At 48.4% G+C, this 14051-nt stretch carries 9 protein-coding genes and 1 pseudogene; 9 read left to right on the forward strand and 1 reads right to left on the reverse strand.

Features of this window, described 5'->3' with window-relative positions; translation table 11 throughout:
- The first annotated feature begins 43 nt into the window (after positions 1-43).
- The 6 genes and pseudogenes from pqqL (at position 44) to dosP (ending at position 10695) form a co-directional block, all read left to right on the forward strand.
- Complete coding sequence (pqqL, locus tag EAS44_RS13125) at positions 44-2827, forward strand: M16 family metallopeptidase (protein ID WP_001350645.1); 2784 nt, start codon at positions 44-46, stop codon at positions 2825-2827.
- A gap of 360 nt (positions 2828-3187) precedes the next feature.
- The gene (gadB, locus tag EAS44_RS13135) at positions 3188-4588 is read left to right on the forward strand and encodes a glutamate decarboxylase (RefSeq protein ID WP_000358860.1); all 1401 of its coding nucleotides are present in this window, start codon (positions 3188-3190) and stop codon (positions 4586-4588) included.
- Positions 4589-4743: 155 nt separating this feature from the next.
- Positions 4744-6279: an acid resistance gamma-aminobutyrate antiporter GadC gene (gadC, locus tag EAS44_RS13140; RefSeq protein WP_000246011.1), complete on the forward strand. Its 1536-nt coding sequence runs from the start codon at positions 4744-4746 to the stop codon at positions 6277-6279.
- A 130-nt stretch (positions 6280-6409) separates the two neighbouring features.
- Positions 6410-7729, forward strand: a complete 1320-nt coding sequence (gene digH / locus EAS44_RS13145) for a family 10 glycosylhydrolase (RefSeq protein WP_000350355.1) — start codon at positions 6410-6412, stop codon at positions 7727-7729.
- 377 nt (positions 7730-8106) lie between these two features.
- A pseudogene (locus EAS44_RS13150) lies at positions 8107-8271 on the forward strand (diguanylate cyclase domain-containing protein); the annotation flags it as partial.
- Positions 8272-8295: 24 nt separating this feature from the next.
- Positions 8296-10695, forward strand: coding sequence for an oxygen-sensing cyclic-di-GMP phosphodiesterase DosP (dosP, locus tag EAS44_RS13155; protein WP_001362858.1), 2400 nt, complete (start codon positions 8296-8298; stop codon positions 10693-10695).
- A 189-nt stretch (positions 10696-10884) separates the two neighbouring features.
- Here dosP and osmC read toward each other — a convergent pair whose 3' ends face one another.
- Positions 10885-11316: a peroxiredoxin OsmC gene (osmC, locus tag EAS44_RS13160; protein WP_000152310.1), complete on the reverse strand. Its 432-nt coding sequence runs from the start codon at positions 11314-11316 to the stop codon at positions 10885-10887.
- Between the two features lie 344 nt (positions 11317-11660).
- Between osmC and bdm the strand changes: the two genes are divergently transcribed.
- From bdm to maeA, 3 genes are all read left to right on the forward strand, one after another.
- The gene (gene bdm / locus EAS44_RS13165) at positions 11661-11876 is read left to right on the forward strand and encodes a biofilm-dependent modulation protein (protein WP_000495766.1); all 216 of its coding nucleotides are present in this window, start codon (positions 11661-11663) and stop codon (positions 11874-11876) included.
- A 101-nt stretch (positions 11877-11977) separates the two neighbouring features.
- Positions 11978-12115 (forward strand): stationary-phase-induced ribosome-associated protein, encoded by a 138-nt coding sequence (gene sra, locus EAS44_RS13170; protein WP_000841554.1) that lies wholly within the window; start codon positions 11978-11980, stop codon positions 12113-12115.
- Between the two features lie 155 nt (positions 12116-12270).
- Positions 12271-13968, forward strand: coding sequence for a malate dehydrogenase (gene maeA / locus EAS44_RS13175; RefSeq protein ID WP_000433462.1), 1698 nt, complete (start codon positions 12271-12273; stop codon positions 13966-13968).
- Positions 13969-14051 lie beyond the last annotated feature (83 nt).

Here is a 14051-nt window from a genome sequence, read left to right on the forward strand (position 1 = left end):
ACTTTACCGGGTAAATTCGCCCGGTTTTCGCATGGAGATAATTATGAGAAACCTCTGTTTCTTACTGACGTTAGTGGCAACTCTGTTGCTCCCCGGGCGACTGATTGCCGCCGCCTTACCGCAGGATGAAAAGTTAATTACCGGGCAACTGGACAATGGCTTGCGATATATGATTTATCCGCATGCTCAACCAAAGGATCAGGTAAATTTATGGCTGCAAATTCATACCGGTTCATTGCAGGAAGAAGACAATGAGCGCGGCGTGGCTCATTTTGTAGAACATATGATGTTTAACGGCACAAAAACATGGCCGGGTAATAAAGTCATCGAAACATTTGAGTCAATGGGCCTGCGTTTTGGTCGCGATGTTAATGCCTATACCAGCTATGACGAAACAGTGTATCAGGTGAGTTTGCCGACTACGCAGAAACAAAATCTGCAACAAGTGATGGCAATCTTCAGTGAATGGAGTAATGCCGCAACCTTTGAAAAACTCGAAGTAGACGCTGAACGCGGCGTAATTACTGAGGAATGGCGTGCCCATCAGGATGCGAAATGGCGCACCTCTCAGGCGCGCCGCCCTTTCCTGCTGGCAAATACCCGTAATTTAGACCGTGAACCTATCGGCCTGATGGATACCGTCGCCACGGTCACACCGGCACAATTGCGCCAATTTTATCAACGCTGGTATCAACCAAATAATATGACCTTTATTGTGGTCGGCGATATCGACAGTAAAGAAGCGCTGGCGCTGATAAAGGATAATTTAAGTAAGCTTCCGGCTAACAAAGCAGCTGAAAATCGCGTCTGGCCGACAAAAGCCGAAAACCACCTGCGCTTTAATATCATCAATGATAAAGAAAACCGGGTGAACGGCATCGCACTCTATTATCGCCTGCCAATGGTACAAGTGAACGATGAGCAAAGCTTTATCGAACAAGCTGAATGGAGCATGTTGGTTCAGCTGTTCAACCAACGTCTGCAGGAACGCATACAGTCGGGCGAGTTGAAGACTATTTCTGGCGGCACTGCGCGCAGCGTCAAAATTGCACCCGATTATCAGTCGCTATTTTTCCGTGTAAATGCACGAGACGATAATATGCAGGATGCTGCGAATGCATTAATGGCAGAGTTGGCAACCATTGATCAGCATGGTTTTTCTGCTGAAGAACTCGATGATGTTAAATCTACCCGCCTTACCTGGCTGAAAAATGCGGTTGATCAGCAAGCTGAGCGTGATTTACGTATGCTGACCAGTCGCCTAGCATCCAGCTCATTAAATAATACGCCGTTCTTGTCGCCGGAAGAGACATATCAACTTTCGAAACGTCTGTGGCAGCAAATTACCGTGCAAAGTCTGGCGGAAAAATGGCAGCAGTTAAGAAAGAACCAGGACGCATTTTGGGAGCAAATGGTAAACAATGAAGTTGCCGCCAAAAAAGCATTGTCTCCTGCGGCTATCCTGGCGCTGGAAAAAGAGTACGCCAATAAAAAGCTGGCAGCTTACATCTTCCCAGGCAGAAATTTATCGTTAACAGTAGACGCTGACCCACAGGCGGAAATTAGCAGCAAAGAAACGCTGGCTGAGAATCTGACATCATTAACACTTTCCAATGGTGCCAGGGTTATTCTGGCAAAATCCGCGGGTGAAGAGCAAAAGCTACAAATTACTGCCGTATCTAATAAAGGCGATTTAAGTTTCCCTGCGCAGCAAAAATCACTTATCGCGCTGGCAAATAAAGCAGTAAGCGGAAGCGGCGTTGGTGAACTCTCCTCTTCCAGCCTGAAACGCTGGAGTGCGGAAAACTCGGTAACCATGAGCAGTAAAGTCAGTGGCATGAATACATTGCTCTCCGTTAGCGCGCGGACTAATAACCCTGAACCTGGTTTCCAGTTGATTAACCAGCGAATCAACCACAGCACGATTAACGACAATATTTGGGCATCGCTACAAAATGCTCAAATTCAGGCGTTGAAAACGCTCGACCAGCGTCCAGCGGAGAAATTCGCCCAGCAGATGTATGAGACGCGCTATGCCGATGGCCGCACGAAATTACCGCAAGAAAATCAGATTGCACAGTTTACTGCCGCAGATGCGCTGGCTGCCGATCGCCAGTTGTTTTCATCTCCAGCGGATATCACGTTTGTCATTGTCGGTAATGTCGCAGAAGACAAACTCGTGGCGTTAATTACGCGTTACTTAGGATCAATCAAACACTCTGATTCGCCATTAGCCGCAGGTAAACCATTAACTCGCGCGACGGACAACGCATCGGTTACTGTAAAAGAACAAAATGAACCAGTGGCACAGGTTTCACAGTGGAAGCGTTATAATTCCCGGACTCCTGTTAATCTGGCGACGCGTATGGCGCTCGATGCTTTTAACGTCGCACTGGCAAAAGATCTACGCATTAATATTCGTGAACAGGCATCTGGAGCATACAGCGTTTCTTCTCGCCTCTCGGTTGATCCTCAGGCCAAAGATATCAGTCATTTGCTGGCTTTTACTTGTCAACCAGAACGACATGATGAACTGTTAACGTTAGCGAATGAAGTGATGGTTAAGCGTCTGGCCAAAGGGATTAGTGAGCAAGAACTGAACGAATACCAGCAAAACGTTCAGCGCAGCCTCGATATCCAACAGCGTAGCGTTCAACAATTAGCGAATACCATTGTAAATAGTCTTATTCAATATGACGATCCTGCAGCATGGACTGAGCAGGAGCAATTGTTGAAACAAATGACGGTAGAGAATGTTAACACTGCTGTTAAACAATATCTTTCTCATCCGGTGAATACCTATACCGGAGTATTATTGCCAAAATAATCACAGCCCCGTCAACACATCGTTGGCGGGGATTTTATCAATATTCGCTATTTTTATGTAATAATTTATAAATGTGTTCAAAGTAAATAACCGTGTACTAATAATGATATTATAAGGTCTGATTTTTACGTGATAATTCAGGAGACGATAGAAAACACATAAAATAACAACATAAAACACCTTACCTCCACACAGAATTCTCTATTATGTTGTTTTTTAATAAAAATACATTATTCACGCAATATCTCGCGATAAATAACATTAGGATTTTGTTATTTAAAACCGAGTCCTTTGCACTTGCTTACTTTATCGATAAATCCTACTTTTTTAATGCGATCCAATCATTTTAAGGAGTTTAAAATGGATAAGAAGCAAGTAACGGATTTAAGGTCGGAACTACTCGATTCACGTTTTGGTGCGAAGTCTATTTCCACTATCGCAGAATCAAAACGTTTTCCGCTGCACGAAATGCGTGATGATGTCGCATTCCAGATTATCAATGATGAATTATATCTTGATGGCAACGCTCGTCAGAACCTGGCCACTTTCTGCCAGACCTGGGACGACGATAATGTCCATAAGTTGATGGATTTATCCATTAACAAAAACTGGATCGACAAAGAAGAATATCCGCAATCTGCAGCAATCGATCTGCGTTGCGTAAACATGGTTGCCGATCTGTGGCATGCGCCTGCACCGAAAAATGGTCAGGCCGTTGGCACCAACACCATTGGTTCTTCCGAGGCCTGTATGCTCGGCGGGATGGCGATGAAATGGCGTTGGCGCAAGCGTATGGAAGCTGCAGGTAAGCCGACTAACAAACCGAACCTGGTGTGCGGTCCGGTACAAATCTGCTGGCATAAATTCGCCCGCTACTGGGATGTGGAGTTGCGTGAGATCCCTATGCGCCCCGGTCAGTTGTTTATGGACCCGAAACGCATGATTGAAGCCTGCGACGAAAACACCATCGGCGTGGTGCCGACTTTCGGCGTGACCTACACCGGTAACTATGAGTTCCCGCAGCCGCTGCACGATGCGCTGGATAAATTCCAGGCCGACACCGGTATCGACATCGACATGCACATCGACGCCGCCAGCGGTGGCTTCCTGGCACCGTTCGTCGCCCCGGATATCGTCTGGGACTTCCGCCTGCCGCGTGTGAAATCGATCAGTGCTTCAGGCCATAAATTCGGTCTGGCTCCGCTGGGCTGCGGCTGGGTTATCTGGCGTGATGAAGAAGCGCTGCCGCAGGAACTGGTGTTCAACGTTGACTACCTCGGCGGTCAGATTGGTACTTTCGCCATCAACTTCTCCCGCCCGGCGGGTCAGGTGATTGCACAGTACTATGAATTCCTGCGCCTCGGTCGTGAAGGCTATACCAAAGTACAGAACGCTTCCTACCAGGTTGCTGCTTATCTGGCGGATGAAATCGCCAAACTGGGGCCGTATGAGTTCATCTGTACGGGTCGCCCGGACGAAGGCATCCCGGCGGTTTGCTTCAAACTGAAAGATGGTGAAGATCCGGGATACACCCTGTATGACCTCTCTGAACGTCTGCGTCTGCGCGGCTGGCAGGTTCCGGCCTTCACTCTCGGCGGTGAAGCCACCGACATCGTGGTGATGCGCATTATGTGTCGTCGCGGCTTCGAAATGGACTTTGCTGAACTGTTGCTGGAAGACTACAAAGCCTCCCTGAAATATCTCAGCGACCACCCGAAACTGCAGGGTATTGCCCAGCAGAACAGCTTTAAACACACCTGATAACGTTTAACGGTAACGGTGTCCCGAAACGAAGCCGTTTCGGGACAATTTCCAAAGTCTGTTCACTGGCATTAGCAACGGAAAATATTGTTCTGAATACGCTTCAGAACAAAACAGGTGCGGTTCCGACAGGAATACCGTTTTAGGGGGATAATATGGCTACATCAGTACAGACAGGTAAAGCTAAGCAGCTCACATTACTCGGATTTTTTGCCATAACGGCATCGATGGTAATGGCTGTTTATGAATACCCTACCTTCGCAACATCGGGCTTTTCATTAGTCTTCTTCCTGCTATTAGGCGGGATTTTATGGTTTATTCCCGTGGGACTTTGTGCTGCGGAAATGGCTACCGTCGACGGCTGGGAAGAAGGTGGCGTCTTCGCCTGGGTATCAAATACTCTGGGGCCGAGATGGGGATTTGCAGCGATCTCATTTGGCTATCTGCAAATCGCCATTGGTTTTATTCCGATGCTCTATTTCGTGTTAGGGGCACTCTCCTACATCCTGAAATGGCCAGCGCTGAATGAAGACCCCATTACCAAAACTATTGCAGCACTCATCATTCTTTGGGCGCTGGCATTAACGCAGTTTGGTGGCACGAAATACACGGCGCGAATTGCTAAAGTTGGCTTCTTCGCCGGTATCCTGTTACCTGCATTTATTTTGATCGCATTAGCGGCTATTTATCTGCACTCCGGTGCCCCCGTTGCTATCGAAATGGATGCGAAGACCTTCTTCCCTGACTTCTCTAAAGTGGGCACCCTGGTTGTATTTGTTGCCTTCATTTTGAGTTATATGGGCGTTGAAGCTTCCGCAACCCACGTCAATGAAATGAGCAACCCCGGGCGCGACTATCCACTGGCTATGTTACTGCTGATGGTGGCGGCAATCTGCTTAAGCTCTGTTGGCGGTTTGTCTATTGCGATGGTCATTCCGGGTAATGAAATCAACCTCTCCGCAGGGGTAATGCAAACCTTTACCGTTCTGATGTCACATGTGGCACCGGAAATTGAGTGGACGGTTCGCGTGATCTCCGCACTGCTGTTGCTGGGTGTTCTGGCGGAAATCGCTTCCTGGATTGTTGGTCCTTCTCGCGGGATGTATGTCACAGCGCAGAAAAACCTGCTGCCAGCGGCATTCGCTAAAATGAACAAAAATGGCGTACCGGTAACGCTGGTCATTTCGCAGTTGGTGATTACTTCTATCGCGTTGATCATCCTCACCAATACCGGTGGCGGTAACAACATGTCCTTCCTGATCGCACTGGCGCTGACGGTGGTGATTTATCTGTGTGCTTATTTCATGCTGTTTATTGGCTACATTGTGTTGGTTCTTAAACATCCTGACTTAAAACGCACATTTAATATCCCTGGTGGTAAAGGGGTGAAACTGGTCGTGGCTATTGTCGGTCTGCTGACTTCAATTATGGCGTTTATTGTTTCCTTCCTGCCGCCGGATAACATCCAGGGTGACTCTACCGATATGTATGTTGAATTACTGGTCGTTAGTTTCCTGGTGGTACTTGCCCTGCCCTTTATTCTCTATGCTGTTCATGATCGTAAAAGCAAAGCGAATACCGGCGTCACTCTGGAGCCAATCAACAGTCAGAACGCACCAAAAGGTCACTTCTTCCTGCACCCGCGTGCACGTTCACCACACTATATTGTGATGAATGACAAGAAACACTAACCATGTCTGAATGGTTATAAGACAAGGGAGCGATAATTCATCGCTCCCTTTTTCGTGCTTGTTGTCGTATTGACTTAACCGGGATAAGTACGAGAATGAGCGCACATCTGTTTACCGGAAACCAGCACATATGGATATCTGCTCCCGAAACGAGAAATTAGCGATTAGAAGACCAGCGATACTGGTTGCACTGGCACTTTTACTGTGTAGTTGTAAAAGCACGCCTCCAGAGTCCATGGTGACACCACCAGCGGGCTCAAAGCCACCAGCCACGACGCAACAATCGTCACAACCGATGCGTGGCATCTGGCTGGCCACGGTGTCTCGCCTCGACTGGCCACCGGTTTCCTCGGTTAACATTAGTAACCCCACCAGCCGGGCACGTGTACAACAACAGGCGATGATCGACAAACTGGATCATCTGCAACGTCTCGGCATAAACACGGTCTTTTTCCAGGTCAAGCCGGATGGTACTGCCCTGTGGCCATCGAAAATTTTGCCGTGGTCCGATCTTATGACCGGTAAGATTGGTGAAAATCCGGGTTACGATCCGCTGCAATTTATGCTCGACGAAGCCCACAAGCGTGGGATGAAAGTACACGCCTGGTTTAACCCCTATCGCGTATCGGTTAATACGAAGCCCGGTACTATCAGGGAACTGAATAGCACTCTGTCTCAACAACCGGCGAGCGTCTATGTGCAACACCGCGACTGGATCAGAACGTCCGGCGATCGCTTTGTCCTCGACCCGGGCATCCCTGAGGTTCAGGACTGGATCACATCAATAGTCGCGGAAGTGGTTTCCCGCTATCCAGTAGATGGCGTGCAGTTTGATGACTATTTCTATACTGAGTCACCAGGTTCACGGCTAAATGATAACGAAACGTACCGCAAATACGGCGGCGCATTTGCGTCAAAAGCAGACTGGCGGCGCAACAATACTCAGCAGTTAATTGCGAAGGTATCGCACACCATTAAAAGCATTAAGCCGGAAGTCGAATTTGGCGTTAGCCCGGCAGGCGTGTGGCGTAACCGATCACACGATCCGCTCGGTTCCGATACCCGAGGTGCGGCAGCCTATGACGAATCCTACGCTGATACCCGTCGATGGGTGGAACAAGGGTTGCTGGATTACATTGCTCCCCAAATTTACTGGCCATTCTCACGGAGTGCCGCGCGTTATGACGTGTTGGCAAAATGGTGGGCGGATGTCGTTAAACCGACCAGGACCCGCCTGTATATCGGTATCGCCTTCTATAAAGTGGGTGAACCTTCAAAGATAGAGCCAGACTGGATGATTAATGGCGGCGTACCGGAACTGAAAAAGCAGCTCGATCTTAACGATGCTGTGCCGGAAATTAGCGGCACAATCTTGTTCCGTGAGGACTATCTGAATAAACCGCAGACGCAACAAGCGGTCAGCTATCTGCAAAGTCGTTGGGGCAGTTAAACTCCCATTCTTACTTTGTAACAAGCCGGTGCTTTACCCACTGGCTTGTTACCCTCTTGAACTATCCCACTAGCAATCATGCATAAATACGTCAAATTAACCACGCAATTAACCACACTTAGTTAAACAGCCATAATCCCCCTAATAAAAATGTATGAATATGAAAAAACATACGATATTCGCTGTCACCGAAAAATAATTACGATGGGCTATACTCTTCTGAAGAACAGTAGCGTAGATTGAAACTGTCCTAAGTCGCTTATTTCTTTTCAGTATATCTTCATATTTCAGGAAAATATGGTGCAGTTAGTCGATCTCGCACGTTGTGTTTGGTTGATTTTGGCCTGCGGTTTAACCATAAAGGTCGACATTATTTTAAAGCCGCAAACGGCGAGGATATTGCCCTCTCACTTTCCATCGGTGCCGCCATGTTTAATGGTCATCCTGACTATGAGCGCCTCATTCAAATAGCCGATGAAGCTCTGTATATCGCCAAAAGACGAGGTAGAAACCGTGTTGAACTCTGTAAAGCCAGTCTTTAGATGCGCCAGGATGCAGAGGTAATCATGAAGCTAACCGATGCGGATACTGCCGCCGATGGCATTTTTTTCCCCGCCCTTGAGCAAAATATGATGGGCGCGGTGTTAATTAACGAAAATGATGAAGTGATGTTTTTCAACCCCGCCGCAGAGAAGCTCTGGGGGTACAAACGTGAAGAAGTCATTGGCAATAACATTGATATGCTGATTCCGCGGGATTTGCGTCCTGCGCATCCTGAATACATTCGTCACAACCGTGAAGGTGGTAAAGCGCGCGTCGAGGGGATGAGTCGAGAGCTGCAGCTGGAGAAAAAAGACGGCAGTAAAGTCTGGACCCGTTTTGCGCTATCGAAAGTGAGCGCCGAGGGGAAAGTTTATTACCTGGCGCTGGTACGGGATGCCAGCGTAGAAATGGCGCAAAAAGAACAGACCCGACAATTGATTATTGCCGTTGACCATCTCGACCGACCGGTGATTGTCCTCGATCCGGAACGCCATATTGTGCAGTGCAATCGCGCATTTACCGAAATGTTTGGTTACTGCATTAACGAAGCCAGCGGTATGCAGCCCGATACACTCCTGAACATTCCAGAATTCCCTGCTGATAACCGTATTCGTTTACAGCAGTTGCTATGGAAAACCGCCCGCGATCAGGACGAATTTCTGCTGTTGACGCGCACCGGTGAAAAAATCTGGATTAAAGCCTCTATCAGCCCGGTTTATGACGTGCTCGCGCATCTGCAGAACCTGGTAATGACATTCTCGGATATCACCGAAGAAAGGCAAATCCGCCAGCTTGAAGGCAATATTCTCGCCGCCATGTGCAGCAGCCCACCATTTCATGAAATGGGGGAAATCATTTGTCGTAACATCGAATCTGTTCTCAACGAATCGCATGTTTCGCTGTTCGCGCTGCGCAACGGGATGCCGATACACTGGGCGTCATCTTCGCACGGTGCAGAAGTTCAAAATGCGCAAAGCTGGTCAGCGACCATTCGTCAGCGCGATGGCGCGCCTGCGGGGATCCTGCAAATTAAAACCTCGTCAGGAGCAGAAACCAGCGCCTTTATCGAACGCGTGGCAGATATCAGCCAGCATATGGCCGCGCTGGCGCTGGAACAGGAAAAAAGCCGTCAGCATATTGAACAACTCATCCAATTTGATCCGATGACCGGTCTGCCAAATCGCAATAACCTGCACAATTACCTCGATGACCTGGTCGACAAAGCCGTCTCTCCGGTGGTGTATCTCATCGGTGTTGACCATATTCAGGATGTGATTGATAGCCTTGGCTATGCGTGGGCCGATCAGGCATTGCTGGAAGTGGTCAATCGCTTTCGTGAAAAACTCAAACCGGATCAGTATCTCTGTCGTATTGAAGGTGCGTCTTTTGTCCTCGTGAGCCTGGAAAACGATGTCAGTAACATTACCCAGATCGCCGATGAGCTACGGAATGTGGTCAGCAAGCCGATAATGATTGACGATAAACCATTCCCGCTCACCTTGAGCATTGGCATCAGCTACGACGAGGGTAAAAACCGCGATTACCTGCTCTCCACTGCTCACAATGCAATGGATTTTATTCGCAAAAATGGCGGTAACGGCTGGCAGTTCTTCAGCCCGGCGATGAACGAAATGGTAAAAGAGCGTTTGGTTTTAGGCGCAGCGCTAAAAGAAGCGATTAGCAATAACCAACTTAAACTGGTTTATCAGCCGCAAATCTTCGCAGAAACGGGTGAACTGTACGGCATCGAAGCCCTTGCTCGCTGGTACGATCCTCTGCATGGTCATGTGCCCCCTTCACGGTTTATTCCTCTCGCAGAAGAGATTGGTGAAATCGAAAATATTGGGCGCTGGGTCATCGCGGAAGCTTGCCGTCAGTTAGCAGAATGGCGTAGCCAGAATATTCATATCCCGGCGTTATCCGTTAACTTGTCTGCGCTGCACTTTCGCAGTAATCAGCTGCCTAATCAGGTATCTGATGCAATGCACGCCTGGGGTATTGACGGCCACCAGCTGACGGTGGAAATCACGGAAAGCATGATGATGGAACACGATACCGAAATCTTTAAGCGCATTCAGATCCTGCGCGATATGGGCATCGGTTTATCGGTAGATGATTTTGGTACAGGCTTTTCCGGATTATCCCGCTTAGTCAGTCTTCCGGTAACGGAAATCAAAATTGATAAAAGTTTTGTCGATCGTTGTCTGACCGAAAAACGCATCCTTGCCTTACTCGAAGCCATTACCAGCATTGGGCAAAGCCTCAATTTAACCGTCGTGGCGGAAGGCATCGAAACCAAAGAGCAATTTGAGATGCTACGCAAGATCCACTGTCGCGTTATTCAGGGATATTTCTTTTCCCGCCCCCTGCCCGCCGAAGAAATTCCAGGCTGGATGAGCAGCGTGTTACCGCTGAAAATCTGATAAATTCCTCTCGCCCGCACTCGCGGGTTTTTATTTAACGTGACACTGTCACTTAAATACTGTGATTTCCGCTACGTTTAGTTGGACAACGACAACGCATAGCCATGTCACAACAATCCCTTCTCAGCCTGATGTGATTGTGCTGACGCATCAGGCATTCACGCGCCTGACGCGTCATCCGGCAACGCTTTACGATTTCAACTGGTAATCCAGCGTAATTTCCGCTTTCAGTACCTGAGAAACCGGGCATCCTGCTTTTGCTTTCTGGATAATGCCGTCAAAGGTGGAGGCATCAATACCCGGCACCGCAACTTCGCTCTTCAGTGCGATTTTAGTAATCGCAAAACCGGCATCCACTCTATCCAGCGAGACATCGGCGGTGGTATCAATCGATGTTGGCGTGAATCCCGCTTCCCCCAGCATTAATGAAAGCGCCATTGAGAAACATGCGGCATGCGCTGCGCCAATCAGTTCTTCAGGGTTGGTTCCTTTTTCGCCTTCAAAACGCGTGTTAAATCCATACGGCTGTTGGTTCAGCACGCCGCTCTCAGTAGATACTGTTCCCTTCCCGCGTTTGATATCGCCTTCCCAGTGTGCCTGACCTTTCTTATGGATTGTCATTGTTGCTCTCCTGTGGGCTTAAAAAGGAAATTATAGACTACGTGAGAAACAGCACGAGGATAAGCAGGATAATCCGAATAAAATCCGGCGAAAATATAATTCCTGCACTTAAATTAAATTTCCACAATAGATAACCGGAAATATATAACTCAAGAGATATTGCATCAATATCAATCAACTCATCACAATAATAATACCTATCAATATCATGGAGTTAAAATATAAAAATCATCAACCAGGACTAATCTTAACAACGAAGCGGCAAATATTTGCCATGCTGAATGTGCTTTATAAATCTGCGATCCGTAGCAGACACCATAAATACACAGACACGGAGAATCACTATGTTTACTTATTATCAGGCAGAAAATTCAACAGCAGAACCCGCTCTGGTTAATGCCATTGAGCAAGGCCTTCGGGCAGAGCACGGTGTTGTCACTGAAGATGACATTCTCATGGAGCTGACCAAATGGGTGGAAGCTTCTGATAACGACATCCTCAGTGATATCTACCAGCAAACGATCAATTATGTGGTCAGTGGTCAGCACCCTACGCTTTAAGGTGCTATGCTTGATCGGCAACCTAATTTAGGGGTTTAGCACGTGTTTCTTCGCTACGGCGATGTTGTCCTTAAAACTAGCAACAGGATTGAGGAGTTAAAATGAAATCGAACCGTCAGGCACGTCATATTCTTGGACTGGACCATAAAATTTCTAACCAGCGCAAAATAGTTACCGAAGGTGACAAATCCAGCGTGGTAAATAATCCCACCGGCAGAAAACGCCCCGCTGAAAAGTAATTCATAACCATCAGTCCTCAATGACGATTAAACACCATTGCCTGCGCAATGGTGTTTTTGTTTTTATCTGCTTTATACTTGGTGCCGACGCCCTGGCGGTAATGCAAAGACGATAAAAGCCCCCAGGGATGGATATTCAAAAAAGAGTGAGTGACATGGAACCAAAAACAAAAAAACAGCGTTCGCTTTATATCCCTTACGCTGGCCCTGTATTGCTGGAATTTCCGTTGTTGAATAAAGGCAGCGCCTTCAGCATGGAAGAACGCCGTAACTTCAACCTGCTGGGGTTACTGCCGGAAGTGGTCGAAACCATCGAAGAACAAGCGGAACGAGCATGGATCCAGTATCAGGGATTCAAAACCGAAATCGACAAACACATCTACCTGCGTAACATTCAGGACACTAACGAAACCCTCTTCTACCGTCTGGTAAACAATCATCTTGATGAAATGATGCCAGTCATTTACACCCCAACCGTCGGCGCAGCCTGTGAGCGTTTTTCTGAGATCTACCGCCGTTCACGCGGTGTGTTTATCTCTTACCAGAACCGCCACAATATGGACGATATTCTGCAAAACGTACCAAACCATAATATCAAAGTGATTGTGGTGACTGACGGCGAACGTATTCTGGGGCTTGGTGACCAGGGCATCGGCGGGATGGGCATTCCGATCGGTAAACTGTCGCTCTATACCGCCTGTGGCGGCATCAGTCCGGCCTATACCCTTCCGGTGGTGCTGGATGTCGGCACTAACAACCAACAGCTACTTAACGATCCGCTGTATATGGGCTGGCGTAATCCGCGTATCACTGACGACGAATACTATGAATTCGTTGATGAATTTATCCAGGCTGTGAAACAACGCTGGCCGGACGTACTGTTGCAGTTTGAAGACTTCGCACAAAAAAATGCGATGCCGTTACTTAACCGCTATCGCAATGAAATTTGTTCTTTTAACGATGACATTCAGGGCACCGCGGCGGTAACAGTCGGCACACTGATCGCAGCCAGCCGCGCGGCAGGTGGTCAGTTAAGCGAGAAAAAAATCGTCTTCCTTGGCGCAGGTTCAGCGGGATGCGGCATTGCCGAAATGATCATCGCCCAGACCCAGCGCGAAGGATTAAGCGAGGAAGCGGCGCGGCAGAAAGTCTTTATGGTCGATCGCTTTGGCCTGCTGACCGACAAGATGCCGAACCTGCTGCCTTTCCAGACCAAACTGGTGCAGAAGCGCGAAAATCTCAGTGACTGGGATACCGACAGCGATGTGCTGTCACTGCTGGATGTGGTGCGTAATGTAAAACCAGATATTCTGATTGGCGTCTCAGGACAGACCGGGCTGTTTACGGAAGAGATCATCCGTGAGATGCATAAACACTGTCCGCGTCCGATCGTGATGCCGCTGTCTAACCCGACGTCACGCGTGGAAGCCACACCGCAGGACATTATCGCCTGGACTGAAGGTAACGCGCTGGTCGCCACTGGCAGTCCGTTTAATCCAGTGGTATGGAAAGATAAAATCTACCCTATAGCCCAGTGCAACAACGCCTTTATTTTCCCGGGCATCGGGCTGGGTGTTATTGCTTCCGGCGCGTCACGTATCACCGATGAGATGCTGATGTCGGCAAGTGAAACGCTTGCTCAGTATTCGCCGCTGGTCCTGAACGGCGAAGGTCTGGTACTACCGGAACTGAAAGATATTCAGAAAGTCTCCCGCGCAATTGCCTTTGCGGTTGGCAAAATGGCGCAGCAGCAAGGCGTGGCGGTGAAAACGTCTGCCGAAGCTCTGCAACAGGCCATTGATGATAATTTCTGGCACGCCGAATACCGCGACTACCGCCGTACCTCCATCTAAGCCTGCGCCCGGTAGTGAAGGCTACCGGGCAATTTTCCTCTCCCTTTTTCAGATCTCATCCATACTGGGTAGTGGCGAATAAA

Source organism: Escherichia coli DSM 30083 = JCM 1649 = ATCC 11775 (assembly GCF_003697165.2).
GTDB classification, from domain to species: Bacteria; Pseudomonadota; Gammaproteobacteria; order Enterobacterales; family Enterobacteriaceae; genus Escherichia; species Escherichia coli.

Bases quoted from the DNA above. Each gene is read 5' to 3' on its own strand.
- pqqL (WP_001350645.1), top strand. From the start codon at position 44: ATGAGAAACCTCTGTTTCTTACTGACGTTAGTGGCAACTCTGTTGCTC.
- gadB (WP_000358860.1), top strand. From the start codon at position 3,188: ATGGATAAGAAGCAAGTAACGGATTTAAGGTCGGAACTACTCGATTCA.
- gadC (WP_000246011.1), top strand. From the start codon at position 4,744: ATGGCTACATCAGTACAGACAGGTAAAGCTAAGCAGCTCACATTACTC.
- digH (WP_000350355.1), top strand. From the start codon at position 6,410: ATGGATATCTGCTCCCGAAACGAGAAATTAGCGATTAGAAGACCAGCG.
- dosP (WP_001362858.1), top strand. From the start codon at position 8,296: ATGAAGCTAACCGATGCGGATACTGCCGCCGATGGCATTTTTTTCCCC.
- osmC (WP_000152310.1), bottom strand. From the start codon at position 11,316: ATGACAATCCATAAGAAAGGTCAGGCACACTGGGAAGGCGATATCAAA.
- bdm (WP_000495766.1), top strand. From the start codon at position 11,661: ATGTTTACTTATTATCAGGCAGAAAATTCAACAGCAGAACCCGCTCTG.
- sra (WP_000841554.1), top strand. From the start codon at position 11,978: ATGAAATCGAACCGTCAGGCACGTCATATTCTTGGACTGGACCATAAA.
- maeA (WP_000433462.1), top strand. From the start codon at position 12,271: ATGGAACCAAAAACAAAAAAACAGCGTTCGCTTTATATCCCTTACGCT.